The organism is Synechococcus sp. LA31 (assembly GCF_018502385.1).
Classification (GTDB): domain Bacteria; phylum Cyanobacteriota; class Cyanobacteriia; order PCC-6307; family Cyanobiaceae; genus Vulcanococcus.
Genome location: NZ_CP075523.1, coordinates 747,649 through 773,969 on the forward strand (window position 1 = coordinate 747,649; position 26,321 = coordinate 773,969).

Below are 26,321 nucleotides of genomic sequence, written 5' to 3' on the forward strand. Positions count from 1 at the left end.
AACGTGCGGTTTGGCGTCAGCGCATAAACAGCATTTCCTGGTAGGTGGGCAAAGGCCAGAGGTTGTCGTCAACCATTCCCTCCAGCCCATCCGCCGCAGCGCGCACAGCATTCATGAGAGGCAGCAGTGTGCCGGCGCAGTGCGCGAGGTGCGGTTGAAGGTCGTGCGGCGTTGCTGCAAGCGCCGACTCCAGGGCGTCGCACTGCTGCAGAAGCGCCTGATTGAGCGAAGCCATGGTGCGAGCAACGCTTTGATCAGCAGTGAGACCCAAAGCTTCTTGAGCCTTGAGGGAGCTTGCCAGATGCTTCAGTGCTGCGGTTACCACCGGATAGATCTGGGTGCGGGCGATCCGGAGCACGAGCTTGGCCTCCACCTCAATCGCCAGGGTGTACTGCTCCGCATACACCTCATAACGGCTTTCCAGCTCTACTGGGCTGAGGACACCGGTGCGTTCAAACAGGTCGCGTATGTCCGCCCGCTGCAACACCGGTAGGGCATCGGCTGTGGTGCGTAGGTTTTCGAGACCACGCTCCTTCACGGCCATCTCGTGCCACTCCGTGGAGTAGCCATCACCGCCGAACACCACAGCCCCGTGATCATCCATCGTGCGCTTCAGCACCGCGAACGCTGCTTCTTCCAGCGGTGCGCCGCTATTGAGCTGATCTTCTAGTTGGTCGGAGATCCACTGAATGGAATCCGCCATGATCGTGTTCAGCACCACAAGCGGACCGGCCACCGACTGGCCGGATCCCACAGCACGAAATTCGAAGCGGTTGCCGGTAAAGGCGAACGGCGAGGTGCGGTTGCGATCGCCAGGATCTTTGTTGAGATCCGGCAACGTATCCACACCAAGCGACATTAACGCTGCTTTGGCAGATCCTTCCAACGTGCCGCTGCTGATCTGGCTGAACACATCCTCGAGCTGGCTGCCGAGGTAAACAGAGATGATGGCTGGAGGCGCCTCGTTGGCACCAAGGCGGTGATCATTGCTGGCTGTAGCGATGGCTGCACGCATCAGCGGGCCGAAGCGATGCACGCCGCGGATCACCGCTCCGCAGAACAAGAGGAACTGCAGATTGTCGTGGGGTGTGCTTCCAGGGTCGAGCAGATTGCCCTGGCTGCTGTTACCGATCGACCAATTCACATGCTTGCCGCTGCCATTCACGCCAGCGAACGGTTTCTCGTGTAGTAGGCACGTCAAACCATGCTTCTTGGCCGTGGCCTTCAACACGGTCATGATCAATTGCTGGTGATCGGTGGCCACGTTGGCGGCCTCGTGAAACGGCGCGATTTCAAACTGACCGGGTGCCACCTCGTTGTGGCGGGTTTTGGCCGGAATACCAAGGCGATAGAGCTGCTCCTCCACGTCTTGCATGAACACCTGCACCCGTTCGGGGATCGCGCCGAAGTAGTGATCGTCAAACTGCTGCCCCTTGGCGGGGGCAGCACCGAACAGGGTGCGGCCTGCCAGCTGCAGATCAGGCCGAAGGGCCGTGAAGGCGGCATCCACCAGGAAATATTCCTGCTCAGCGCCGCAGCTGGAATTCACAGGGGCGATCTCCGTTTCGCCAAGCAGCTGGAGCAACCGCCGGGCCTGCTGATCCATCGCGGCGTTGGAGCGCAGCAGCGGTGTTTTCTTGTCGAGCGCTTCCCCGGTCCATGACACGAACACCGTCGGGATGCAAAGGGTGATCCCGTTAGGGGTCTGCATCAGGTAGGCCGGGCTGGTCACATCCCAGGCCGTGTAGCCGCGAGCCTCAAAGGTGGAACGGATTCCGCCATTGGGGAACGATGAGCCGTCTGGCTCGCCCTGCACCAATAATTTGCCGGTGAACTCACTGATCACCGTGCCATCACCCTGAGGGGCGATGAAGCCGTCATGCTTTTCCGCCGTGAGGTTGGTGAGCGGATAAAACACGTGGGCGTAATAAAGTGCCCCACGACTTGTAGCCCATGCCTTCATGGCCTGGGCCACTACATCGGCTACCGAGGTATCAAGCTTGCCGCCGCGGGTGATCGTGCGCTGGAGTGACTTGAACACGGCCTTGGGCAAGGCCGATTTCATCGCTGCCAGGCTGAAAACATCGCTGGCCCACAGCTCTTCGAGTCCCAGCGGCTCTTTGCCGTCGACGGGAGGGCGATCGAGAATGGTTTGGATGGCTTGAAAGCGCTGGCTAGAGGGCACGGTTGCAAGGAGAAGTTGGTATCCAACTAACCCAATGCCGATGACCTTCTTTTGCTGCTATTGCTACCGAATCACAATGTGATCACCTCTGCCTACAACTTTAGAGGAGGCGAATCCGCTGCAGTCCCTTCGCTCCTAGTAGATCAGACCTAGGACATCATCACAGAAGAGGTGGTGATGTCAAACACAAAGCAGGAGCCTTCCCATGATGTGTTCACAACGCAAGAAATTGCGCTGCACATGATTGCCAGTGCAGCGCGGGTGTTGCTAATGATTGGAGCAGCCGTGTTGGTGGGAGAGGTCGCGGCAGGTCCGGCGCGGCGGCTGATGGCGGCCCGCCGGCAGAATCACGCTTCCGGGGCCAGTGCAGACACAGCCGAGAGCTGATCAGGCTGCTCCTCGGACGTGACCCATAAATCGCTCGCCAGGCCCGCGTCGAAGGAGAAGCGCCCTGGGCCGGCGAGAAGAATGGCGAGGCTTCCGCCCAGATACAGAACCACTAACTCCAGCACATAAATGTTGAAGCCAGCGGTGAGAATGTGCTGGAACGCAGCAACGGCCATCGTGCTGGTTAAGGCCAGCGCTCCGAGCGGTGTGAACAAGCCCAGGACCACGAGCCAGCTGCCAATCAGCTCAGAGAATCCAGCTACATAGGCAAAGAAGAGCGGAAATGGCAGATGCAAAGACGCCACGTAGGTGGAGGCGAACTGCTGAGGATCCGCCAACTTCTCCTGGCCGTGGTGCAGCATCATCAGCCCGATGCTCAGGCGCAAGATCAGGAGGCCCAGTGAAGCCGCCAGGCCAGGACGCTGTAGGTACGCGAGCATCGGCGTGCGCAATGCCGCCAGTGGTGCGTTCAACCCGGGCCCGACTGCCGGGAGGCTTCGGGTGAGAGCGATCAAAGCCAACAGCGCAGCCAGAAAGGCCGTCATCAGCTCGACAGGGTTGTCGAAGGGCATACGGAACTCATGCTTCACCAATGCTGGCAGGAAACTTGAAGAAACGTGAAGCCCCTCTCATCTGGCTTGGTCGAGCGCCGCCTAGATGCCCTTCGCTTGCTCGTAGTAGTAGGCCTTGTCGACAGGGCTTTGATGCACGGCTCCACAGCGTGTGGCGATACGCCACAGAGCTTTGTGGATCGGTGTGGGGTCGTAGCGGACAAGATCCGGGAAGGCGCGCTTCAGCAACTCACGGCCGCGCCAGGCGTTGTAGTGAGGAATACGCGCATTCACGTGGTGACAGACATGGGTGGAGCCAATGCCGTGGTGGAGAAGATTAAGCAGTGGGCCGTAGGGCCGATCAACGGTTTGCAGCGCTCCCTTTTCCCAAGACCATTGTTCGGTTGAGAAGTGGGGGATCCTGAGATCGGTGTGTTGCAACCAGGTGTAGGTCACCAGCCACCCGTTCACCACCAGGTACGGCAGGCCGTACACACATAGAACCCTTGCGGGTGATGACAGCACAGCTGCTAGTCCCAGCAAGACCAGAACGAGAACAATTCCAAAGTTGGAAGCGACCATCCTGCCTCTAAAGGAGCGAGGGAACAGTGCCCGCTCCCCGCGTGAGAAGTGTGCGCCGTTCCAGAAATGAGAGGTGGGTCGTCCATAGTCTTCCCCGCCCGTTGCCCCTAAAAAGAGATAGAGAGGCCAACCCAGGCCTAGGTGGGTGATCAGCGAAATACAGCCATAGAGCCGTTGCCCAAGCCGCTGTTTGAGGTTTTCGGTGGCTTGGCCAGACAGGCTGTTGGTGCGAGGGGGAACATGTGTTTCCCCACCCTCTAAATGGTTGCAGTGGGCGTGATGCACTGCATGGCTACGTGCCCAGCTGTAGTAAGGCACGAGCAGCAGGCTGTGCAGGCTGAAACCCAGCCAACGTTCAACCGTGCGATTGGGATGGAAGGCGTTGTGGCCGCATTCGTGGGCAATCACCCAGCAACCCATGGCGATGGTTCCTGTGACCACCGCGTAAACCAACCACAACGGCGTGGCGATGAGGTTGAGGGGAATTTGGGTCCCAACCCCGTAAGCAATGAGCGATAAACCAAGCGACAGCACCAGGCTTCCCCATGCCTTCAGAGGATCAAACCGTGTGAGTTCAGGTGGCAATGCCTGCAACAGCTCGGCTTTGCTCGGGTAAAGGCTTTGGGAGATCGGGAGGCTGGGGCCCTTTGGGCGTGACAACAACGAGGCGGGAGGGGTCAATAGCTGCACCGCATCAAAGGGAGGTCCTTGTTCATTGAGAAATCCTTAAGACCCTATGCGAGCGCAGCCGTCCGATGCAGGCCAGCGCCATCGCAACAACGAGCAGCTGGGGGCCAGCACGCGATCTCCCCATGTGGCTGATGATGCCGCGCATCGGCTTAAACCCACTGGTGCAGCGGGAGTTCCGTCCAGATCGTGCTTAAGCAGAATCAGTCTACGAACGCTTGCCAGACGGTTTTTTTGTGCACCACACACGCCGAGCTGAACCATCCGCCGAGCTGAACCACGCCTGGATGACGCCGTGAGTGCCGCTTGTTGCGTTTCTAGGCGGTCGCGAACGACAAGCCCTGGGGCTGTCTCTGGTTCCTTGGCTCCTCCTGCTCGCGAGGGCTCACAGCGCTCTCAAGCTCAGAATCCAGAGCTCTGAATGAGGGGATCTTCCATCCCACACAGCAGGCGAGTGCAGGAGAGCATCCATAGACTGCGACTCCATCCAGCCGTGCACAAACCTTCTTTGGGCGATGGGTTTGGCAGGTCAAGGCGGGGAGTCATGCATGGCGCCCGCCAATGCACCAAACCACTGCGGCCACTAGCCACAGGAATGGTCTGCGTTCACGCCTAATCCAAAGCCCAGCCTGCGCGACCACGAAGCTGCAGGAGGCGAGATCAAGACAAGGGAGAGCGCTGCCGTTTGCGCTAGGGATGCACGATCCGCGCAAACCATTAGTCGATCATGTCCAAGCGGTCTTCAATGCGCTGTAGACGGCTTAACACCTCATCTAAAAGGTCGACACGTTCATCAAGCCTGGCCAAGCGCCTGTTAATACTACCCCAATCTGCACGCTCTTCTAAATAAGACTGCAATGCCACGACAATCCAATCAATCGGGCTCAGGCCGGCGGATTGGGCCGCCGCTTCAACCCGTTGATAGATATCCACCCGCATTGATAAGCGAATAATGATTTCATCCATCGTGTTTCATCAGCAAAGAATGGATGCCTAGCCCTAGCGTGACGTGCATCCAGCTTCGACGATGAATCAAACAAGTGTGGCGGCCGATCTGCTGCATCACAGCTCCTAGATCAGGAAGATCTCTGTGGCACAGCTCAGTGTGCTGGCTGCCGCTGCGGTGAGCTGTGGGTGTTCTTGTTCACGAGCCGGCACGCACTGAACGCAGCACGCACAAAGCACAACAACCGCGTTTGTGACCTTCCGTTGCAGGAGCACTGTTTTTCGGCAAGCTGCGGCTGCAAGGTGGGGTAGTTGCCTTCGCACCATGCAGCAGCAGTGTTCCGCTCATCGCCTACAAGCGGCTCTGGAGCAGATCGGTGCCTGGGTCCTGGATCAACCGTTGCAACCTGAGCTCAGAGGTCAGTGCTGTGATCGGCTGCGGCCCGCGCAAGTGCACCGCGACTTACAGGCGGCGCTCGCGCGCTGCACCATTGATGCCTACACCCTCGTGGAGTGGCGCTGGGACGCACGTCAGGGGCGCGTACAGGGCTGGCTTTGGCAGAACGGCCAGTTGCAGCGTTTCCACTGGTGTCGCTCGTCCGGCCGGCTAACACTGCATGAGCAGCTGCGCTGCACCACAACCGCGGCCCTGACGGCCCTGGCTTAAGGGCCGGACGTCAAGGGGGGCTGTGCAGCAGAGCTGGCGCTGATCGCGATTCCTTGATCCAAGGCTGCGATTGATCAGCACCCCTGAAGATCCCTCCTACCCCCAAGTCACTGCGTCTTTTCCACAGCTTTTCCACATGCGTTCAACGCTAGATGCAAGCTGTCAACGGCATCTTCACGACTGCTTCCGGAAAAGCGTTCTCCCCTTGACAGCCTGCATCTGCAAGGTCGTACCCAGCCAGGACAGCGGGACCATGGCCCTCACAAGCGTTGCAGCGCAGTCTTTCCTGCCATAAGACAACCGCGATCCTGTCTGTGCAGTGGGTTTTGACCTCTGGCCGTGACGTGTGCGCTGATGGTCTAGTGAACGCGATGAGGTGTTGGTTGGCTGAGGTTCCTGATGCATTGGCACCGCATGTGAGTGTGGAAAACCAATTCCCGGCTGATTTATTCGACGCGATGGTGGGATTCATCGAACAACACCCCCAGTGGGACCAATACCGGCTGATGCAGTCAGCCCTGGCAGGATTCCTGTTTCAGCAGGGCTGTCAAGACAAACCGGTGGTGCGCCACTACCTCGATGGCCTGTTCCGCAAACCCGAAATCGCGGCGCATTGAGCCCGTGTTGGCCATGCTCCCGGGGTGAAAAGGCTGCCTCTGGTGGCGCGCCGATCGCTCTTTGCTCTCCTGCAGCACCAGAAGCGGTGAACCCCTAGGCCTCAGGCCGCCTGATGGCGGCTGCTCACCAGCTCTCCGGTGCATTGCACCGGAAGCAACGCAGAGCGGCCAGAGCTGTACCACGCCTCAACCAGTGCACTGCTGGAGCTGGGGTATAGCTGGCCAGCGAGCAACCAGAGCTCGTCATGCAACACCTGGGTCTGATCCGGCGTGCCCACATACCAAGGAGCCTCTGGATCGACCGATAGCTCCTCATGCAACAGCAGCAGCCCTTCCAGGACACAGGCAGCGAGCTCTGGTGTCATCTCAACGAGAAGAACAACCATCTACGCACGGCGAGGGGCCTCTGATCAACCAAGATTCGCCTGGGCTGCCCTCCGAAGGGTCGCTGCGCTGTTGCGGTCGCCGCTGTGACGATGGCTAGTCGCGCTCCTCAGAACGCTTCTGGCTCTTGAGCTGAGCAGCATGGAACACGATCGACTGCTGCCAGTCACTGCGCTTTTGGGCGCTCGAGGTCGGCAAAGAATGGTTTGGGATTGCGGCTGTTGTTCACAGCAATGCCGAGGCTCACAGCTATCACAAGTGCCACCAGGGACACCACTAGCTGGTAGAGGGTAAGGCCACGTTCAGATGCTTTCTCAGCCCGCATCGTTGAGCCGCAGGTGCCTCATCAAACGCCAGCCACTCGATCGAGGTCAAGCTGTATGCAAAACACGCATTAACGCAGCGCCGCTGTTGTGGCTGGAATGACGTCAGCTGCCTGTCCAAGCGGTTTGCTGCGCGTCATGGCGTGATCTAATCAGGATTCTTGGACAAACGGATCAGGCAGAGAGGGCTGTTACAGGCTGGCCACGGATCTCGACGTGACGACGGGACGCCTCTCCGGCTTCAGCAGACCCAGCTGAATCAGAACACTCGCTTGATCCCAATCGATGTGCTCGTCGCTCACAGCGTCATCCTCGCTGCCAACGATGACCAACAACAACAGGCTCCACCGGCCGGAGCGTTGGTGCTACTCCCAGCAACATCCAATCGACGGTGTGGGTGTGCGTGTCGCGACTGATCAGTTCAAGCACCATTCACTCTAGTTGTGAGTTGTAAATAGTGGCGTGAAGATGACATTAGGCAGGTCAGCAAATGCGGCTCAAAGATGGCATCAATGCGCAGCGAGCTCCTGGGCAACTATGGAGGGGAGCGCACTATGGCTATGCAGTGCTTTAGGTTCTCGAGTTGATCTCACTTTGCGCCGGGTTACTCGTGTTGATCAACGGTTTTCTGTTGGTGAACGATCTCACGAGCTGAATGCAGATCAATGACTGGCATGGCCCATGCCACGCGAAGGCGACACGATGGGGAGTGGGGCGTGAAAACCATTATTATTTGCAGTTAATGGTGGTGGCCTTTCGCCTGTTTTGTTGTTTGGTGTGAGGACCATGAACCTGTTCCAGAAGCTTCACTTGGCGCCTGCTGCCCTGGGCCTGATGGCTCCTGTGGCTGCATCCGCCGCTGATCTCAACATCTCTGGCGTTAGCCAGTACGGCACCACTGCGTCACGCGACAGCCTGGAGCACGTGACTTCGATCACCCAGTTCTCCGACGTGCAGCCCACCGACTGGGCTTATCAGGCTCTGAGCAACCTGATCGTGCGCTACGGCTGTGTGGCCGGCTACCCCAACGGCACCTACCGCGGCAGCCGTGCGATGACCCGCTTTGAAGCGGCCGCCCTGCTGAACGCTTGCCTCGACCGGATCACTGACGTGACCGACGAGCTGAAGCGCCTGATGAAGGAGTTCGAAAAGGAACTCGCCGTGCTGAAGGGCCGCGTGGATGGCTTGGAAGCCAAGGTTGCTGTGCTGCAAGCCACTCAGTTTTCCACCACCACCAAGGTCACGGGTCTCGCCACATTTGTGCTCGGCGCCAACACCTTCGGGGGCAGCGCCAGCAACTTGGTGAATGCCAATCAGTCAAGGTTTGGCGCGACCACGTTCAACTACGACGTGCAGCTGAATTTCGACACCAGCTTCACCGGCAACGATCTGCTGCGAACCACACTGCGTAGTGGCAACTTTGATGCGGATAGCAATAGCTTCGGTGGTGCAGGTCCGAGTAGCCTTTCGCAGCTGGAAGTGGCGTTTCAGGATGAAGCAGGGCCCAATATTCTGAGCATTGATCGCCTCTTCTACCAATTGCCCCTGGGTGACTTCACCTTTACCGTGGGTGGGCGCGTCGGCCAGGAAGACATGCTTGCCATCTGGCCGAGCGTGTACCCGGCCGAAACTGTGTTGGATGTGCTGACCCTCGGGGGTGCGCCCGGGGCCTACAACAAGAATCTTGGTGCCGGCGCCGGCGTCTGGTGGCAAAAAAACGGTTTCGCCATCAGTGCCAACTATGTGGCGGCCAATGGCAATAACGGCAATCCTAACGACGGTGGTATCGCTACAGATGGGGCTGGTGGCACCGGCACTGCGCAGATCGGCTACACCACTGAGCAATGGGGTCTCGTCGCCACTTACTCCTACATCCAGAATGCCAACGATCTATTTGTTTACGCCACCAACTTCACCCTTGACAGCTTCCAGAACCCTGGCAACACCTCAGCTTTTGGCCTGAGCGCCTACTGGCAACCTGCGGCAAGCGGCTGGATCCCCTCGATCAGTGCCGGCTGGGGCATCAACTCCACCAACTACAACAACACTCATAGAGACCAGGGCCTGGTAAGCACGACTCAGTCCTGGAGTGTTGGTTTGCAATGGGAGGATGCATTCATGAAGGGCAACACCCTCGGCATGGCCATGGGCCAGGCGCCCTTTGCCACCAGCCTCAAGGGCGGCGAGACAGCCAATGACGGCAACTATGTGTGGGAGTGGTGGTACAAGGTCCAGGTTACTGACAACATTGCGGTGTCACCGGCACTGTTCTATCTGAGCCGGCCTTTTGGAGGGGCCATCCCTGCTGGAGAAAGCTTCAATCAGCTGGGTGGCCTGATCAAGACAAGTTTCAGCTTCTGATCCATCCCTACCGTGCGTTCTACGGAGAGTGGTTTGCACACCATCAAACCGATCGATGCCGAAGGGCCAAGCTGCTGCGATCTTTTTGAATCTTAATCAGCTGCCCACAGCTCGCTGCAGTTGCTACGAGCAAGGGAGAAAGAGAGTTTGGCTGCACATTGCAACAAGGGTGCTGCGCAACCACTGTTTCGTTGCTAGAGCAAGTGCAGTGGACCGACGAAGCATGCCTTCAGAGACAACGTGGGATCGGGATGGTCTGCCGGCTTGGAGTTATCGCAGTTCCACATTGTTGGAGCTTGAGAAGGAGAGAGTGTTCCTCAACCATTGGCATGTTGTCGGCCATGTGAACGATCTCAAGCAGCCAGGCGATTGGCTGAGCTTTGACCTTCTTGGGGAGCGGGCCCTTGTTATTCGGGGTCGGGATGGGGCCGTCCGTGCCTTCCACAACACCTGCCGTCATCGGGGGTCACGGCTTGTGGAAGGAGATCAGGGCCATTGCAGAGGCGCCCTGATGTGCCCCTTCCATGCGTGGGTTTACACCCTTGAAGGAGAACTGAAAACACCATCCCAACCTGAGAAGTTTCCTGCCTTGGACCCACAGGCCTGGGGGCTGGTGCCATTGGAACTGGAGTCATGGAGGGGGTTCCTATTCCTGCGTTTTGAGCCCGGTCCTCAAGACTCGATTGCTCAGATGATGAAACGACACGAGTCGGAACTCAGCCCATACCCACTCGAGGAGCTCCAGCCCACGGATGGTTTGTACACCAGCCCCATTACACCTGTTAATTGGAAGGCGATGGTTGATGTTGATAATGAGTGCTATCACTGTCCGACTGCGCATCCTGGATTGACAGATCTCTATGGCCGCCGCTACGAGGAAGGCCCCTGGATTGATGGAACGCATCGGATACGAGGCCCTTTTAATGAAAACCCTTCTCGCAAAGATCTGAATCAGCGCTATAGAGAGCTAGTGGCACAACATCCAGATGAATTCCGGTTACTCCCTCAGGCCTGGCTTTATATCGGCCTATTTCCTGTGTCTGTGCTTGTCTTTTATCCAGAGTCAGCTGGCTTCTATCGCACAATTCCAATCGACGCAACAACATCCGTGATGACGGGTGCAACCTATAGCTATAATGGCGAAAGTAAGAGTATGGCGCTCGCTAGAGCTACGTCTGCAGAAATCGACACCGAGGTAATGCTGGAGGACAAGCATATCTGCGAGCTTCACTTTCAAGCCAGTGCATCTAAATACTGGAATAAAGCAATTCTTGGAGATTCCGAAAAGGCGCTCAGAGAGCACCACGACATGCTTAGAGCACTGCTGCCAGAGATTGATGGCGATAGACTACCTGGCAACACCCGGTAAAGGTAGGCTGATCAAATCCGCAAAGTTGGAGACTAATACGCCCGCAAATATTAAGGCAAGACCCAAAGAAACCCTTCTGTTGAATTGTTCGTTGTAGATCAGAATACCAGTCAAGGTCACCACTGACATACCCAGGCCAGACCATATCGAGTACGCAATCGCAAGGGGCAACCTGGCAAGGGCTTGCCCCATTAGCGAGAACGACACGATATAACCAAAAACTGCGACCGCTCCTGGCAGCAGCTTCCGAAGTCCATTCGATCCCTTCAGGGCAGCTGTGCCCAGGTTTTCAAAGAGAACAGCGGCAACCAGAAATAGATACCCGAATAGCATCAGACTGCCTCCTTTTGGCTAGAGTTGAGAACTAGGATGCCCACAAAAACCATCAATATCCCGATCAATACGGCCGGTGTCAATAGTTCGGAAAACAGGAAGATGCCAATCAGGCTGGAAATCATCATGCCAGCGCCGACCCATAAAGCATAGGCAAATCCCATTGGCAGAATCCTCATGCTTCGCCCAAACCAGACCATTGATAAGGCGTAGCCCACGATTGCCAGAACAGTCAGCGGCAAGCTCGTAAATCCGCTAGAAGCCTTCATCGCAGATGTTCCGATCTGCTCAGCGCCAATCGCCAGTAACAACTCAAAAAGCGCTTGCCGGCGGCGCCCCGAATCGCAAGCCGCACTGGAATCGACATCCATTAACTCAAGAGGCATCAATCTGTTAACCTACCATCAATGGATCAAATGAGCCAGTTTCTCGGCAATAACTTGATACCACTTAGGAATGTAATCCTATATTGTTTCTTTAAACTAGCCTGTCTCGCGCGATGCCGAGAGATGCTATCAACCATCCACAGTATTCAAACGGTTGTATCTGGGTGAGCTGCTCGCTTGAACCTGTGGTGAAGCACACGGAGTGTCGAAGGTACAAACCCACACCGCAATGTCCGAACTGACGACCTGCCCGCGGTTGGGTGAAGACTATTGGAGCAGGGGCCATGCGGGAACCGTCTTTGCCCTGCTCCATGGGTGCGAGCAAAAGTCCCGTGGATTGTGCAGGTTGAAGCACTCCGACTTGAGGCTAAGCCAGGTTAAACGAGAAGACGATTGTAGGTTCCACTTCAAGTCTGAGAACAAGCTGAGAAGATCCTGAGTGCGTCATGTCCCTTAGCTGAGAAACATGCCCGTCATGCAGCAACCCGACACTTGACGGGTTGTGCGTCGATCCGCATCTCCCTGAGGATTGGCTGGAACTTATTTGCACATCATGGTCTTGCTCAGTGGTGGACTCGACTACGCCGTGAATCCATCAGGACCGGACATCATTGATTTTGACCCAGCACGTGACAGGCTTGATTTTGGAGACACGTCAGTTCACGGCCTGATTCTCGGAAAACTGGCTGACGGCTCCGCCGTGATCGTGAATCCTTGGCAAGAGAGCGACTACCAACGCATCTTCAGGTCGGACGGAACGGCGTTGCGCTGGGATCAGCTCACTCTGGACAACATCGCGCCAGTTGGCAATGAACACCTGCGCGCTGATATCGGGGCTGTGCTGTCGTGGGAGACCAGCGTTGGCCCGATTGGTGCGGCCGGAACCGTTTACGTTCGCTCGCATGAGTATGCAGTTCAAGAACGGGTTGAGGGCTTTGATCCGCAGATGGACAAGCTGAGTTTTCTCTATCTGGGCACCCGTGAACGACTATCCACAGAGGACACTGATGAAGGTCTCTTAATCACAGTTCAGCCCAGTCAGCAGAGTGTGTTGCTGGTTGGTGTGAACAGCAGCGAATTGGTGGGCCGCAACCTGGAATTTCACTTCGATCAGATCGAAGAGGACAATCTTGAAGCGGTGTTCGGGTTCCAAGCCTCTGATCTCAGCTTGGTGGATCGCACAGTGCTGCTGACACCCGAGGCCCCTGACGGTGCCATCACCGATGGCTATCAGACAAGAACTGGCAGCGATGCGACATCCAGTGGTCTGCTGAATTCCACCGAATCGGCATCCATGCACGCCAGCATGCATGAGCATGCCATGACGGCAATGAGTGGCCCGCTCAGCCTCTCGGCCAGCGGCAACCTCTATTGGGGTGGCATGAGCGGCCAGCTCACCATCACCAATACCGGCACCACCGCGGTGGAGGACTGGCAGGTCAGCTTCGAAACACCCCATGCCGATTTCAAAAGTTGGGCCGGTGATGCGCAGGTGGAACAGCTTGCTAATGGTCAGTATCGAGTCACCCTCACACCAGCTGACTGGAACGGCAGCATTGGCGCAGGCTCGAGCGTCACTGTTGACTTCAACGCCGCGAGCAATGGTCTAGCCAACAGCGGCGAACTCACAAGCGCCTTGTTCTTCACGGACAACTCCACCCAGCTGACTGAGGCGATCAGCACTCCAGCCCTTAACCCACCAACGGCAACCATTCCAGAACCGGATCGAGACACTCCGGTGGTTGAAGGGCCGATTGGCCCGCTCAGCCTCTCCGCCAGCGGCAACCTCTATTGGGGCGGCATGAGCGGCCAGCTCACCATCACCAATACCGGCACCACCGCAGTGGAGGACTGGCAGGTCAGCTTCGTAACACCCCATGCCGATTTCCAAAGTTGGGCGGGTGATGCGCAGGTGGAACAGCTTGCTAATGGTCAGTATCGAGTCACCCTCACACCAGCCGACTGGAACGGCAGCATTGGCGCAGGCTCGAGCATCACTGTTGACTTCAACGCCGTGAGCAATGGTCTAGCCAACAGCGGCGAACTCACAAGCGCCTTGTTCTTTACGGACGACTCCACCCAGCTGACTGAATCGATCAGCACTCCAGCCCTGAACCCACCAACGGACATCACTCCAGAACCGGATCTAGACAGTCCGGTTGGTGACGAGTTAATACCCGAGGAACTGGCCGCAGACCCAGTCGTAGTCCAGGACCCCGGCAACAGCTTTGGCAATGGTAAGCGCATGGTTGCCTATTTCGAGGAATGGGGCATCTACTCCCGCGATTACCTTGTTCAGGATATTCCAGTTGGCGATCTCACTCACATTAACTACAGCTTCTTTGATGTGAAGGCCAACGGCGATGTAACCCTGTTTGATCCCTGGGCGGCTACCGACAAACGCTTCACAGCCGCAGAGCAGGTGACTCGTACCTTCAGTGCCACTGCCTGGTCTGAACTGAGTGATGAACAACAGCAGACCTACAGCTCAGGACAGACCTTCACCAGCCGCAGCAATGGGGATGGATCCGTCACGGTGAGCGGTGTTCCTGTTGGATGGGAGAACACCGACGCGCTTGCCGGCAACCTGGGACAGCTTGATTTGCTCAGCCAATTACACCCGGAGATCAACCTTGGCCTCGCGCTAGGCGGCTGGACCCTCTCAGATGAATTCAGCCTGGCACTCGATGATGCCAGTGGACGCGAAACGTTTACCGACAACCTGATTACCACACTCAAGACCTACGACTTTTTCAACACCGTTGACTTTGATTGGGAATACCCAGGCGGTGGTGGCCTCGATGGCAATGCTGCCAGCAGCCAGGATGGTGTGAATTTTGCCGCGACGCTGCAGCTGCTACGCCAAAAACTCAACTTGCTCTCGCGTGAAACGGGCGAGCAGTATGAAATCTCCGTGGCAACAGCTGGCGGTGCGGACAAGCTGGCCAACCTGAATCTGAGCGGGTTGGATCCCTACGTGGACTTCTACAACGTGATGGCCTATGACTTCCACGGCGGCTGGGAGAACAGCACGGGCCATCAAGCGGCAATGACCGCCGACCCGGGCGGCTACGACGTTGTGACCGCCATTGACCAATTTCGCCAGAACGGCGTTGCCTTGGACAAGGTTGTCCTTGGTGCGCCTGTCTACACGCGGGCGTGGGGCGAGGTGTCCGCAGGCGATCGATATGGCCTTGGCCAAAGCGGCAGCGCCAGTGCGGCACCGGGGTCGTTCGAAGCTGGAAACTACGACCAGAAAGACCTCATCACCGGCATCGAGAATGACTCTTTTGATCTGATCTGGGATGACGAGGCAAAAGCCGCGTTTGCTTACAACGACAGCAGCCGTCTCTGGAGTTCGGTGGAAACCGCGGCCACCATTGCCGGAAAGGCTGCCTATGTCAATGAAGCTGACCTTGGCGGGATGATGTTTTGGGCTCTTTCCAATGATGCAGTTGACGATCAAAGCTTGATCGCTGCTGCCTCGGATGTGCTGTCGGGTTCCATGACCGCCGAGCTGGTCGCGCAGCGTGGCCCGGAGTTTGATGCGGTTCTTGGTGGCGATGGCGCTTTCGCCATGAACGATTTCATCGCTCTTGCCTAACGGGTTCGAGCGATCAGTCGGCGGTCAGGCGCAATAGTGCAGCTTCGGCGCAAAGCCCTGGGCCGAAGGCCAGCGCCAGGCAGGGTCCGTGGCTGGCGGAGTGGCGGAGTCGTTCGAGAATGAACAGGATCGTGGCACTCGACATGTTGCCGTGCTCATGCAGCACGGCTCTGGAACACTCGAGTTGATCTGGTTTCAATCCCAGCGCCTCGCCACAGGCCGACAGGATTCGAGGGCCGCCTGGATGCATGGCCCAGCTTGTGATCGCCGCTGGATCGAGCCCCCTAGGGCTCAGCCAGTTGTCCAACCAGGGGCGAAGGGCAACGGCCACGGTTTGCGGAACCCGTGGCGAAAGGCCCATGGAAAAGCCGTGGTCGTCGATTCGCCAATGCATCAGATCGGCCGTGCCGGGAATCACGGTGGAGCCGTTGGCCTCCAGAACCAGAGCGGGCTTTGGCCCCGACCGTTCAGCGGAGGCCACCACGGCGGCAGCCCCATCTGCAAACAGGGCGTTAGCCACAACCTGCTCAGGATTGCCGTCGTATTGAAGATGCAGGCTGCAGAGCTCCACGCAACAGATCAGCACCACGGCATCGGTATCCGACTCGGCGAAGGCACGCGCCACGCGGAGCCCATTGAGAGCGCCATGGCAGCCCATAAAACCAACATGGGTTCGCTGCACCCCAGGCGTCAGTCCCAGCTGATCGATCAACGCCAGATCAACGCCTGGAGCATCGAAGCCGGTGCAGCAGACCGTCACCAGATGAGTGACGGCTCCCACCGGCAGGGCTGCATCGGCAAGGGCGGCGCGACATGCTTTCAGTGCCAGGCCTGCGGCTTGGTCATGAAAGACCCGCATCCGCTCAGCCGTGGATGGGCTGCTGTGGCCGTAGAAGGGCACACGGTCGAGAAACGAGGGCTCACCCTGGTCTTCGGCGATCAGCACACTGCTTCGGCTGCGCACGCCACTGCGTTGGTGGATGCGGTGCAACAGCGGCAATGGCGTGCTCGCCGCGTCGCTGACGTGGCCGGACAGGACGACCGCGTCATCGAGGCTGACGCTGCCAGGGGGAACAGCTGTGCCGATGCCGTGCAGGGTCAAAGGCATGGGTAGAGGTCCGCTGTGGGCAGCTGCACATGATTGAGTCTGGCCACGATTCGCTCGGGCAGCTGCGGCCATCGCCTGCAGAGGCTGAACAGCCCCTCGGTGAGCATGGGACGACGCAGCACTGATGCGAGGGAACGGCAGATCCGTTGGCGGCGCACAACCAGTCGTTCGAGGGTTTGCTGCCAGCGCTGCTGGAGATCAGGGGACCAGTCGGCCTGCGCCTCGATCACGAAGGGGGCGGCAGCCGCCCCGGCCGTGAGCGCCCATGCCATCCCCTCACCTGTGAATGGCTCGACATAACCTGCCGCATCGCCGATCAGAAGACAGCGAGAGGTCGCCAGCGCGGGTGGACGGCGTGTCAGCGCAGGGGTGAGCTGCCAGCGGGAGTTCATGAGATCCGTTGGCAGTTCAAATCCGGCTGAACAGATCAAAGAACTGGCGGCTGCAGCAGCACCTCCTCGGGCGCGGAGGAGTGAGCGATCAAAAGCGGCCGCGAGGTTGAGAGCACCGTCCTCTCGCCGGACCAGGCCGACATAGCCACCGGATCCCACCGCCATATGAATCACGCTCTCGGCGTAGGCGTGTGCCGCTGCAGGCAGAACACAGCCGGCACCGATCCGCGACGCGCCGGTATGACCCAACGAGCGTTGCTCGGGGATGCATTGGTTGACGAGTCCTGCAGCTACCAGCACCACCCTCGCCTGCACCACTTCAGACGATCCACCCGAGGTCGAAAGCAGGCGAACGGAACGGGCGTTCAGGCCCACGTCCTCAAGCTGTCCGCGCGTTTGGAAGCGAACCGTCGCGCCTGCCTGCGACGCGGCCTGCAGCAGAGCCTGATCGAAACGCTCGCGGGAGAGCACCCAGCCCCCGGATAACGACAGATCGGCGTTTCGACCATTGAGTCCGATGCGCAGTCGCCGAAGTGGATGAGCACCGCACCGTTCCATCAGATCACCCTGCCCAACGGCGTCTAGGACCGCCTGCGCCTGGGCGTTGAAACAGCAACCACACACTTTCCAACGCGGAAAGGAACGTTGTTCCACGACGAGAACATTCAGACCCTTTCGGGCGCAATCGAGCGCGGCCAGCCCACCGGACACGCCGGCTCCGATCACCACCACATCCCAGATCATGGCCATCACGCCGAAGGACTCCAGGTCAAGCGCTGTCGCTCTGGCCAGAACCGCACGAGACGGGCTGTGCTCAGGCCCGCCTGTTCAGCAAGGCGGCGCAGCTCTGCCGGCGTGAAGGCAGCCCGCACGGAGAGTGGCCCATCGGTGTGGACAACCCAGGATCGGCTGAGCAGTCGCGTACCACTCCAGGCGAGCGCGTAACCCAATCTGCTGCGGATCAGGTCATCCACTACCACAAGCCGCCGCGCCCTGGCGGCCATCACCCGCAGCAGCTTCACCACATCACCATCGTCGAGATGATGGGCGAACAATGTGCAATAGACCACATCAACCCTTTCGGGCCCAGGATCCTCGAGCGCATCGGCAACGAAAAACTCCACCGCTGATGCCCTCTGGAGAGCGTTGCTTCGCGCAATGCGGATGGCCTCTGGATTGAGATCGCAGGCGCGGATCGTGAGCTGTAACCCTCGCCGGCTGGCCATCCGCTCCAGATCAATGGCGGTATCACCACCACCACAGGCCAGCTCTAGAACACTGAGGGGAGCATGATCCTCAAGTGCAGGCAGTGCCAGAAGCGATGAGAACACGCCGGCAGAACTGCGACTGATCGCATTGATCCGACGCAGACCGTGCAGGGCGCGTTGGTGATCAGCCGGATCCAGTCCCGGCTGATCCATCACTTCAGGCTGACGATCGCGATGATGCAATGCCTGGCCCCAGCTCATGCAATTTCCAGGTGATGAATTAGCGGTGTGTAGGCAGTGATCATCCTAATTCAGCTGCCGCTGAGCATGACCAATCACGAATCGAGGCGTATGGGTGCTGATCCAGGCAGAAGGTGAAAAAATCTCGTGAGATACAAGACAAAACAAAGCGTGCCATCAGCTCGCCTCTCGATGACCCACTCCTCTCCAACCACAGCTTTAATCACGCTGCAGTCCGAGGCAGGATTGCCGCGATAGCGAGCTTGCCAATACACGGTGCCTAAGGCTTGAACGCGCCAGGGATTAGCACACAGGGTTGTGAGCTTGAAATCACCCATCTGATGCGATTCATCGGTCCATCGTCGATGCAGTAATCGGTGATACTCTAGAGAGAACGCTGTACCATCAGGCGCATGAATGCGCGCTTCGGAATCAGAGAACAGCCTGGAAAGGGTGATAGGTGATTCATCGGATGCGACGCCACGGAACCAGACATCTGCAAGAGCTAAGACTTCTTCCAGCGTGATGCAATGGGGATCCGACACGGATGAAACACCTATGGTGTTACTGCCACATCACACTAGCCACAAGTTCGTCGTCGTTCAGCGCCGCCCGTTCACGATCACCGACTGACCACCAGCCTGGGCGGAACTTGGTAGAGCAGGCACAACAGAAGTTTGGCCATCCCACTTATCGAGGAACAACTTGTACAGCACCTGGTCGTCGAGGCTGGAATTGAGTGTTTCATAACGCTTGGCCTCTTGTTCCGCGATCAGCACCTCCGTTTGCGCCCGAAGTAGCTGCTGTTCAGCGATCTGCTTTTGCTCAATGGCGGCGCGGTATTCCTCCGCGATTTGCAGACCCGTGAGGTCAAGACCTTGAACTGTGACGTAATCGAACTTACGGAGTTCATCGGCAACCTTCTCCTGCACCAGCTCGGAGATGGAGTTCCACTCTGTGGCAATGGTGACGAGCTCGTATTGCGAAAAGACCGATTTGAGAGCCTTCAATAGCGACGGTTGGATGACACGTGGATAGATTTGCTGATCGTCGGTGGCGATCGTTTCGTAAATCCGCCCGGCTTCGGTCGACTTCATGGCGTACTTCACCGTTGCAGTGGCCTGAATGACTTGCAGGTCTTTGGTGAGGGTGGAGAACTGTTCGGGGCGCACCTGCGTTCGCACATCAAACAATGAGGTGTTCTGCACCAGAGGAGCTTTGATGTTGGCACCAGGGTTGCGCGGTAAACCGGTGACTTTCCCCAAGGTGGTGACCACCGCCACATTGCCTGCGGGAACGATGAACACGGTTTGGCTCAGCAGAATTGCTAAGCCCAGAGCAATCGCAATGATCAGGCTAAGGGACGCGCTCGGCCCCTCTGGACTGCCGGCGGATCGAAGGGGCGACTGCATGGCCATCACTAGAGCGTTCAACAATCCTAGGAAGGTTGATGGCTGATCGAGGCCTCAAGATTGCGGTTTTGAAGCGATAGGTAGTGAATCACGCGTTCAAGTCTGGCGGCCACAACGTGCGACCTACAATCTTCAGGCTGACCCCATTGCGCACCGAGATACATAGGGGCCTCCAATTGATGCTGTGATGTCTTTGCACTTCCTCATCATTTACTCGTTTTGTTCCCAACCCCAAGAGAGCAGGCTCTCAATCACTGAGTTTGGCAATAAACTCAGTGGAGATGGCGACCTACCCTGCTCTTAGACTTCCACAAATGATGACAAGTCTGAGCTCAAGTAAACAAGCAGCTCAGCGAGTTAAGACTCATCACTGACGAAACAATGACTCACAAAGGGAGATGTCATGGCTCGCAACAGGGCGCTGTAGCTGAGCTGATAGCGCTGTTCATCACCAACCTGTGGCCTCACACCCTGGCATCCCACAATCAGATGATCACTGGAGGCGCCGTGGATAAGGACACCATTGGGTGGGCTCAACCCTTGTGGGTCAACGTCCTGTTCGCCCAGCGCTAGCAGCACCCGATGTTCATAACCTGGCGCGGCTGATGTTGGCTTTGGCTCTGGCTCTGGAACTGCTGCCGCAAAGCTTGTGCGTTGGCGTTCGCCCCAGGGTTGGTTTGGTTTCAGCTTGGCTTCGATCACTTCAGCCACCAACGTGATGGCATTGGTGAACAGGCCCGGGATGGCTGTGCGCCTGAGGGGTTCTCGGCCGAGCAGCAGGGCCTCTCCCAGGCGCAAGTGATTGAGGCGTCCGGGTTCTCCTCCGGCGGCCAACCAGGGCAAATTGGCAGAATTTCCGCCCGAGCACCAGGGCAAATGCAGGCCAAAGCGACGCTCCAGGGCGTTCGTGAGCCGGGAGAGTTCAGCCATGTTCAGCGCATCGGGGACAACCCCGTGCTGACAGCCCAGATTGGTGCCGATTCCCATCAACTGCAGATTGGGCAGGGCCAGGGTCTGTTGCGCCATCGCTTCGAGATCGTGAGCCAGGATTCCTTCCCGCAAGTCGCCCAGCTCCACCATCAGCAACACCCCATGGCAAAGCCCTTGGCGCTGGGCCGCTGCAGACAAGGCCTGCAGCACGCTCAATTCGCTTTTGCAGCTGATGGCCGCGTGGGCCACCACGCGTTCCACCTGGCTGAGCATGGGGGAGCGGATCAAGAGCATGGGCACGCCAACCCCAGCCGCTGTAAGGCCTTCGATGCTCTCGATTCGGGATTCACCAATCGTGGCCACCCCCGCATCCACCCAGGTGTGCACGATTTCAGGAAGGCCCAGCGTCGCCTTACTCACACCCGTCACTGCAATCCCCTGCAGGGCAAGACGGTCCACCAAGGTTTTGGCGTTGTGGTGCAGTCGCCCGAGATGGATCTCGAGCCGCGGTGCACTCACGCGCTCAGCAGTCGTTCAACGCTGAGTTGCGGGAAGGCACGCACCACCATCGACACCAGGTTGGATCCGGGGCGACTGACTGCATCGGTCACCGGAATGGCGAGCTCGGCCTCGTAGAGGGCGATGGCGGCTGTGAGTTCAGCATCATTCATGCCTTCATGGTTAATGGTGAGACCGATCACACGGGTGGGCGCAAAGGCCTCAATCAGCCGAATTTCACTGGCTGGTGAAGGCATCGGTAGAAAGGGAAAATCACTCAGATGCCGTCGAGCCGGCGCATGCTGCAGGATCACGGCCTGGGGCTGAGATCCGCGCAGGATGAAACTCGAGGAGAGGTAGGCGGGGTGGCTTAGAGCACCTTGGCCCTCGATCACGATCACGTCTGGCTGCTCACTCTCGTAGGCCTCCACAACCGCCGCCTCAACCTCGCCAGAGCAAAACTGCGATGGGATGGCGTCAAGGGGAACGCCAAAGCGCCCCCCCTGGATCAGCCCTGTCTGGCCAGTGCTCACCAGCACTGCGTTGATGCCATGAGCTTGTAGCGCCTGCACAAGCAGGGTTGCGGTGGTGCGTTTCCCGATCGCGCCATCGGTGCCCAGCACAGCGATGCGCAGGCAGCACGCCCGGCTGATCGAACCATTGAACAGCTTGAGATCTTTGAGTGGAGCCGGTCGTCGCACATCCCGGATCGTGACCTGATGGCGGGCAGCTACTGCCACAAACTCAGGATCGTCCGTCAGAAATTCGCGCATGCCACTCACAAGATTGAGGCCTGCGGCCATCGCATGTCGCAACACCTGCCGATCCTCCGCTCGGTAGAGGCCGTCGGCAGGGGCCATTCCGTAGATGAAGGTGTCTGGAGCGTCGCCGGGCAGATCTTGGGCTTCCTCCAGGCTGCAAACAATGGGTATGCCGCTGAACACGCCATCAAGCAACAGGCCAGCATCCATTCCGGCGCAGTCACTATCAATCACAGCGCGAATTGTGTAGGCCTCACAGTGACGAACCAACCCGTGGGCTGTTTTGCCGTCGAGTCCAGCGAAATGACCTTCGCAGTAAACGATGGCCGCTGGGCGCACGGTTGGGATCAACCGGTGCGTAGCGATGGGATTCAGGTCAACGACCTGAGTTGGAAATGCCAAAAAAGCCAGACCACTCCGGCAGCACAGTCGTGGCGGCTGGATGGCGTGGGTGCTTCAAATCTAGGCGGGATTGTCTTCAGAAGGGGGTCATGATCTTGCGCTCGCTGGCCAGGACAATGTCTCACGGGTGGGCGTCATGACGGCGGGTGCAAGGTCCGCACTCTGGTGCTAAACAGTGCTTGGGCTTGGACGCACGAGCTGAGTCATGCGCCTGACCCGTCCTGCAACCGCATGGAGGCCATTTGTGGTGATCAGGCTTCTGAGATCGGTGGGTACGACTGTTCAGCCCAGGCCAGTGGTGGTTCGGTCGCGGTTTGCAGTACCGAGCCCTGCTCCAACAGTGCGCAGCCCTGACGCCTGGGCATTTCTGCATCCACGCCGGTGGATCGGCCCTGGGTTGCTGTGTTCAGCGCTGGCATGGGAGCTCACCACGGCGGTCTTCGCCAGCAATGCGCTCACCCCCCTGGCCGAACCCGCTGGCCTCGAGCTCCTCAGCAGTAGTCGCCAGCGGGCCGATTACGGCGCCTTGGCCGAGACCTTTCTCACCCAGGCCAACCTCACCTACTGCGGCGTAGCTAGCAGCGTGATGGTGCTCAACTCCCTCGCGCTGCCGGCCCCGGCGGCACGTGGCTACGGCCGCTACCGCTTCTGGACCCAGGACAACCTGTTCAGTTCAGATGCCACCCGCGCTGTCCTGCCGCCGGAGCAGGTGGCCAAGCGCGGCATGACGCTGCAACAGCTGCAAGCTCTACTGGTGAGTAACGGCGCCAGGGCCCACGCCATTCATGGCAGCAGCCTGGATCTGGCGGCATTCCGAACGCTGGTGATGGCCAATCAGACCAATCCCCACGACCGGTTACTGGTCAATTACCTGCGCAGCAGCATGGGGCAGGAGGGTGGTGGACATATTTCGCCCGTCGCTGCTTATCACGCCCCCAGCGACCAGGTGCTGATCCTGGATGTAGCGCGCTATCGCTACCCCTCGGTATGGGTGCCGTTGCCGGACCTGTGGCGGGCGATGCGCACCACCGATGGTGACTCCGGGCTCAGCCGAGGCCTGGTTGTTGTGCAGCGGCCCATAACACCATGAGACCTGCCTGAGTCAGCGGCGTGTCCGGAGTTTGGGGCCAGAACTGTCCAATAAAAGGCACCCACTTCAGTCAGAGTTGCGGAGCTCATTCGCTCATGGGGCTATCCAGCCTAGGCATCAACCAATCTCAGCCCAGGTGCAAGCAGCGAGGTGTTGCATGTCCCCATAGCCATCAGCGCTGGATTAGGTCAGCTTGGAAAACACGGATCGATCATCACTGCTGAATATGGATCCAATATTCGATTAGCCACTGTTTTAACCGATTTGCCTCTTACAAGTGACAAGCCACGTGATATCGGGGTCGACGACTTCTGCACCAATTGCAAAGTCTGCGAAACAAATTGCCCACACCATGTCATTTACTCTGAAAAGCAACTAGTCCGTGGCGACCGGCGTTGGTACGTTGACTTCGATAAATACATCCCGTACTTCGCAGAGACCAGAGGCTGCGGCATTTGCATTGAAGTCTGCCCTTGGAGTGAATCAGGAAAAGGTCAGGCGCTGATGCTGGACCTTCTTGCCAAACGGAGGGGAGCAACCTCCAACAAGCTACAGGCCGAGAGCAGCAATGCCGAAAGTATTGAGATCTGATCGATAAGCAATCAAAAACCCCCGAGCGATGCCCGGGGGGCCTGAACCAATCAACATTCCAATGGCTGTAGATGGTCGAAGCTGCTGGCGTTGGCGCCTGGGGCCGAACGTTCCAGGTGTGGGTTGTTTGCTCTCCTGGGGCACCTGTGGCGGTGCAAACGGAGTGTCGATCAGTCAGGCGCACAGGTTGAGGCGGCTGTTGATGCAGTTCCTCCTCTTGCCCGGCTGAACGACCTGCCCACGTTTGGGTGAAGACTGTTGGAGCAGGGGCCTGCAGTCAGCGTGCTTCTGGCTGGTAGCGGGGTGGCGTGTCGTCCATCCGGGCGCCTCCTTGGTTGATGCATACACATTCGCCCCGCCGCTGGCGCTGAGCAATCGGCGTTTACACGCATTGCCTTGGTGGCCGAGTGGGAGCAAGGTGGCCTTTGGCTTGTGCCTCTGGCCTGGGTCTACGTGGTTAGAGCGCGCTCCAGTAGACAGGCCGCGAGATTGCTCAGCGAGCGACCCTCCTCAAGGCTGCGGCTTTCAAGGTCGCGGAAGGTGCTGTAAGGGATCGTGATGGTGATCCGCTTGCTCGCTCGACTGGATCGCGACTCTCCGCGACAGTCAGAGGGATTTGCGTAGGCCAAGGACAACCTCCATGGCTGAAATCTTTACTTTGTTTTCCGGTTGAGCCCATCACGCCTGTGGCTTCACAAAAGGTCTCGCATCTGATGCATGGTGGCCCGATCCAAACAGGTGATCGGAGTTACGGCAGCGATGCAGCAGAGCGCTGCAGTCTGCAGCCTTTATTCAGACAGAGAGGGTGCATCATGCGATCGAACATCCTCGACAATCTCCACGCAGGACTGAGAAAGAATGTGCTCAATCAGTTCTGGCAGTGAGCGATGACTGCGCCCTGCCTGCCGCATCAATTTCTCCAGCAACTCCTCAGGAAGATCAAGCTCAAGCCGCTGCGGCATACGGCTTGGATCGAGTTGAAAGCGAGGATCCTGTTCGCTTGCAGCTGACTGGGATGGAGGCATTTCTATGGAGGCGTAGGCCATTGGTGGAGATCAGCTGGCTATAGCAACGGCTGCAGTCCTTATTTTTGGAGCACGAAACTAAAACGTGACCAATGCTCTTCAATGGCGCGCTATGAGTTTCTTAACGCTCGGGCTTAGGCGGTGCACGCGGTGTCGCGTGTTCAGCGTCCCCATCTCGGCTCCAGCGGTGGCGGTGGTTGCCATTGCGGCGTGCACGGTTTCCACCCCTCAGCCAAGCGCTGACGCCAGAGCTCAACCGCTCGCTCGCGGCTCAGCCGCACACGCCGCTGCAGCAACGGCACTGCTTGATCCCGCAACACCTGGCCACTGGTGATCTCCAGCTCCTGCTGCCACTGATTCCAGATCGCGGGCTTGAAGTGCAGCACTTGGCGGCCATCACTCAGCCAGCCCTCAGCCGGAGCTGACGGGATCTTCTGACCCTTCTGAACGAACACCCCTCAGCCCACCTCCGGCGCCCAACCCCGTTGGCGAACCATGTCATCCGTCCAGCCCTGGCAGCGGCGGATCAGGTGCTCGCCCTGGGCGATCTGGCCGCGGTGCAGCTGGCAGGTGAGCACGGGGATGCACTTAGCACCGGCGTGGTGCCTGAACCAGTGGCAGGTCATGCAGACCTTGCGGCTGCGGCTGGGGCGCAGCACGCCCTCATCCAGAAAAGGCCAGGCCTCACAGTCACTGCTTGCAGCCACCGTGGTGGGCCGGATTCGAGACGCAGCCATCAACCCTCTCCATGCGTACACCTGCACTAGCAGGGATTGGGTGGGTTGGCTCGGGCTCTTTGGGCATCGACTGCCCCTATCAGCCACGCCCGCTGACGACGTCGGAACCCTTCTGGGCCTCACGCCATCCCCTTTGCTCGCCTTCTTCCGATCACTTCTGCCTCTAGTCCCAACTCTGCTGCCGATGCTCAGCTGGACGCGCTCCTGTCTGACGCCCCCAGCTCTCCAGCAAGACCAAGCCAACGAGCTCACGCTTCCGCCCTTCCAGCAAGACCACGCTTTTGCCGCCTTTGAGCAGGGGGACTGGTTGGCGGAACTGGATCTCCTGCAACTGGGCACAGCCCTGCAGCGCAGCGCCATCGCCCGCGGCGGTTACGACGGCCGCTCCTTCGATGTCATGGTCGCCATCGCCGACGTGTTGGCAGCCGATCACGGCTGGAGCTTTGAGCAGTCCGATGCCTGGCTCGAGCGCATGGGGCTCTGGGAGGAGGAGGTCTGAGGGTTCTGCCTGAGCCCTGAGTCGCCCGCGGCCGAGCCTCAACCGAG

The 26,321-nt window shown here is 58.6% G+C and carries 26 protein-coding genes; 8 read left to right on the forward strand and 18 right to left on the reverse strand.

Annotated features, from left to right (window positions below):
• Window positions 1–16: 16 nt before the first annotated feature.
• The 4 genes from KJJ24_RS04015 to KJJ24_RS04030 form a co-directional block, all read right to left on the reverse strand.
• Complete coding sequence (locus KJJ24_RS04015; RefSeq protein WP_214341379.1) at window positions 17–2,185, reverse strand: glutamine synthetase III; 2,169 nt, start codon at window positions 2,183–2,185, stop codon at window positions 17–19.
• A gap of 347 nt (window positions 2,186–2,532) precedes the next feature.
• On the reverse strand, window positions 2,533–3,144 hold the full coding sequence (locus KJJ24_RS04020) for a DoxX family protein (protein WP_214341381.1): 612 nt from the start codon (window positions 3,142–3,144) through the stop codon (window positions 2,533–2,535).
• Window positions 3,145–3,225: 81 nt separating this feature from the next.
• Entirely contained in the window at window positions 3,226–4,386 is a 1,161-nt protein-coding gene (locus KJJ24_RS04025; RefSeq protein WP_214341382.1) for a fatty acid desaturase, read from the reverse strand.
• A 723-nt stretch (window positions 4,387–5,109) separates the two neighbouring features.
• The gene (locus KJJ24_RS04030) at window positions 5,110–5,358 is read right to left on the reverse strand and encodes a hypothetical protein (protein WP_214341384.1); all 249 of its coding nucleotides are present in this window, start codon (window positions 5,356–5,358) and stop codon (window positions 5,110–5,112) included.
• 304 nt (window positions 5,359–5,662) lie between these two features.
• Between KJJ24_RS04030 and KJJ24_RS04035 the strand changes: the two genes are divergently transcribed.
• Both KJJ24_RS04035 and KJJ24_RS14895 read left to right on the forward strand, forming a co-directional pair.
• On the forward strand, window positions 5,663–6,004 hold the full coding sequence (locus KJJ24_RS04035) for a hypothetical protein (protein WP_214341386.1): 342 nt from the start codon (window positions 5,663–5,665) through the stop codon (window positions 6,002–6,004).
• A 416-nt stretch (window positions 6,005–6,420) separates the two neighbouring features.
• A complete protein-coding gene (locus KJJ24_RS14895) occupies window positions 6,421–6,621 on the forward strand; it encodes a DUF2811 domain-containing protein (RefSeq protein WP_371811794.1) in 201 nt (66 codons plus the stop codon).
• Between the two features lie 101 nt (window positions 6,622–6,722).
• Here KJJ24_RS14895 and KJJ24_RS04045 read toward each other — a convergent pair whose 3' ends face one another.
• Window positions 6,723–7,007: a hypothetical protein gene (locus KJJ24_RS04045; RefSeq protein ID WP_250544905.1), complete on the reverse strand. Its 285-nt coding sequence runs from the start codon at window positions 7,005–7,007 to the stop codon at window positions 6,723–6,725.
• Window positions 7,008–8,114: 1,107 nt separating this feature from the next.
• On the opposite strand from KJJ24_RS04045, the gene KJJ24_RS04050 reads away from it, so the two are divergent.
• Window positions 8,115–9,689 carry an iron uptake porin gene (locus tag KJJ24_RS04050; RefSeq protein WP_214341388.1) on the forward strand — a complete coding sequence of 525 codons (1,575 nt, stop codon included), beginning with the start codon at window positions 8,115–8,117 and terminating at the stop codon, window positions 9,687–9,689.
• 55 nt (window positions 9,690–9,744) lie between these two features.
• On the forward strand, window positions 9,745–11,058 hold the full coding sequence (locus KJJ24_RS04055) for an aromatic ring-hydroxylating dioxygenase subunit alpha (protein ID WP_214341390.1): 1,314 nt from the start codon (window positions 9,745–9,747) through the stop codon (window positions 11,056–11,058).
• Here the strand turns inward: KJJ24_RS04055 and KJJ24_RS04060 are convergent.
• Together KJJ24_RS04060 and KJJ24_RS04065 are read right to left on the reverse strand one after the other, a co-directional pair.
• Window positions 11,038–11,391 (reverse strand): multidrug efflux SMR transporter, encoded by a 354-nt coding sequence (locus KJJ24_RS04060; protein ID WP_214341392.1) that lies wholly within the window; start codon window positions 11,389–11,391, stop codon window positions 11,038–11,040. The genes KJJ24_RS04055 and KJJ24_RS04060 overlap by 21 nt on opposite strands.
• Window positions 11,391–11,762 carry a multidrug efflux SMR transporter gene (locus KJJ24_RS04065; RefSeq protein ID WP_214341394.1) on the reverse strand — a complete coding sequence of 124 codons (372 nt, stop codon included), beginning with the start codon at window positions 11,760–11,762 and terminating at the stop codon, window positions 11,391–11,393. Before KJJ24_RS04065 ends, KJJ24_RS04060 begins: the two co-directional genes overlap by 1 nt.
• 568 nt (window positions 11,763–12,330) lie before the next feature.
• Here KJJ24_RS04065 and KJJ24_RS04070 point away from each other — a divergent pair.
• Window positions 12,331–15,381 (forward strand): glycosyl hydrolase family 18 protein, encoded by a 3,051-nt coding sequence (locus KJJ24_RS04070; protein ID WP_214343279.1) that lies wholly within the window; start codon window positions 12,331–12,333, stop codon window positions 15,379–15,381.
• Between the two features lie 13 nt (window positions 15,382–15,394).
• On the opposite strand, the gene KJJ24_RS04075 is transcribed toward KJJ24_RS04070, so the two are convergent.
• From KJJ24_RS04075 to KJJ24_RS04105, 7 genes are all read right to left on the reverse strand, one after another.
• Window positions 15,395–16,489: a type III polyketide synthase gene (locus tag KJJ24_RS04075; protein ID WP_214341396.1), complete on the reverse strand. Its 1,095-nt coding sequence runs from the start codon at window positions 16,487–16,489 to the stop codon at window positions 15,395–15,397.
• Complete coding sequence (locus KJJ24_RS04080; protein WP_214341398.1) at window positions 16,480–17,631, reverse strand: NAD(P)/FAD-dependent oxidoreductase; 1,152 nt, start codon at window positions 17,629–17,631, stop codon at window positions 16,480–16,482. The genes KJJ24_RS04075 and KJJ24_RS04080 overlap by 10 nt, the downstream gene beginning before the upstream one ends.
• Window positions 17,631–18,350: a class I SAM-dependent methyltransferase gene (locus tag KJJ24_RS04085; RefSeq protein ID WP_214341400.1), complete on the reverse strand. Its 720-nt coding sequence runs from the start codon at window positions 18,348–18,350 to the stop codon at window positions 17,631–17,633. Before KJJ24_RS04085 ends, KJJ24_RS04080 begins: the two co-directional genes overlap by 1 nt.
• A gap of 74 nt (window positions 18,351–18,424) precedes the next feature.
• Window positions 18,425–18,874 carry a hypothetical protein gene (locus tag KJJ24_RS04090; RefSeq protein WP_214341402.1) on the reverse strand — a complete coding sequence of 150 codons (450 nt, stop codon included), beginning with the start codon at window positions 18,872–18,874 and terminating at the stop codon, window positions 18,425–18,427.
• 57 nt (window positions 18,875–18,931) lie between these two features.
• Entirely contained in the window at window positions 18,932–19,741 is an 810-nt protein-coding gene (locus KJJ24_RS04095) for a prohibitin family protein (RefSeq protein ID WP_214341404.1), read from the reverse strand.
• A 357-nt stretch (window positions 19,742–20,098) separates the two neighbouring features.
• Entirely contained in the window at window positions 20,099–21,190 is a 1,092-nt protein-coding gene (locus KJJ24_RS04100) for an alanine/ornithine racemase family PLP-dependent enzyme (RefSeq protein ID WP_214341407.1), read from the reverse strand.
• Window positions 21,187–22,269, reverse strand: a complete 1,083-nt coding sequence (locus KJJ24_RS04105; protein WP_250544906.1) for a DUF1611 domain-containing protein — start codon at window positions 22,267–22,269, stop codon at window positions 21,187–21,189. The genes KJJ24_RS04100 and KJJ24_RS04105 overlap by 4 nt, the downstream gene beginning before the upstream one ends.
• 403 nt (window positions 22,270–22,672) lie before the next feature.
• Between KJJ24_RS04105 and KJJ24_RS04110 the strand changes: the two genes are divergently transcribed.
• Together KJJ24_RS04110 and KJJ24_RS04115 are read left to right on the forward strand one after the other, a co-directional pair.
• Complete coding sequence (locus KJJ24_RS04110; protein WP_250544907.1) at window positions 22,673–23,422, forward strand: phytochelatin synthase family protein; 750 nt, start codon at window positions 22,673–22,675, stop codon at window positions 23,420–23,422.
• Window positions 23,423–23,572: 150 nt separating this feature from the next.
• Window positions 23,573–24,013, forward strand: coding sequence for a 4Fe-4S dicluster domain-containing protein (locus tag KJJ24_RS04115; protein WP_250544908.1), 441 nt, complete (start codon window positions 23,573–23,575; stop codon window positions 24,011–24,013).
• A gap of 449 nt (window positions 24,014–24,462) precedes the next feature.
• On the opposite strand, the gene KJJ24_RS04120 is transcribed toward KJJ24_RS04115, so the two are convergent.
• The 4 genes from KJJ24_RS04120 to KJJ24_RS04135 all read right to left on the reverse strand — a co-directional run bounded on the left by KJJ24_RS04120 (window position 24,463) and on the right by KJJ24_RS04135 (window position 25,775).
• Window positions 24,463–24,648, reverse strand: coding sequence for a hypothetical protein (locus tag KJJ24_RS04120; protein WP_214341416.1), 186 nt, complete (start codon window positions 24,646–24,648; stop codon window positions 24,463–24,465).
• A 153-nt stretch (window positions 24,649–24,801) separates the two neighbouring features.
• Window positions 24,802–25,059 carry a hypothetical protein gene (locus tag KJJ24_RS04125; RefSeq protein ID WP_214341419.1) on the reverse strand — a complete coding sequence of 86 codons (258 nt, stop codon included), beginning with the start codon at window positions 25,057–25,059 and terminating at the stop codon, window positions 24,802–24,804.
• A gap of 140 nt (window positions 25,060–25,199) precedes the next feature.
• The gene (locus KJJ24_RS04130) at window positions 25,200–25,493 is read right to left on the reverse strand and encodes a DUF1651 domain-containing protein (RefSeq protein WP_214341423.1); all 294 of its coding nucleotides are present in this window, start codon (window positions 25,491–25,493) and stop codon (window positions 25,200–25,202) included.
• Between the two features lie 3 nt (window positions 25,494–25,496).
• On the reverse strand, window positions 25,497–25,775 hold the full coding sequence (locus tag KJJ24_RS04135) for a galactose oxidase (protein WP_214341426.1): 279 nt from the start codon (window positions 25,773–25,775) through the stop codon (window positions 25,497–25,499).
• 184 nt (window positions 25,776–25,959) lie between these two features.
• Here KJJ24_RS04135 and KJJ24_RS04140 point away from each other — a divergent pair, with 184 nt between their 5' ends.
• A complete protein-coding gene (locus tag KJJ24_RS04140; RefSeq protein ID WP_214341429.1) occupies window positions 25,960–26,274 on the forward strand; it encodes a hypothetical protein in 315 nt (104 codons plus the stop codon).
• The last annotated feature ends 47 nt before the right edge of the window (window positions 26,275–26,321 follow it).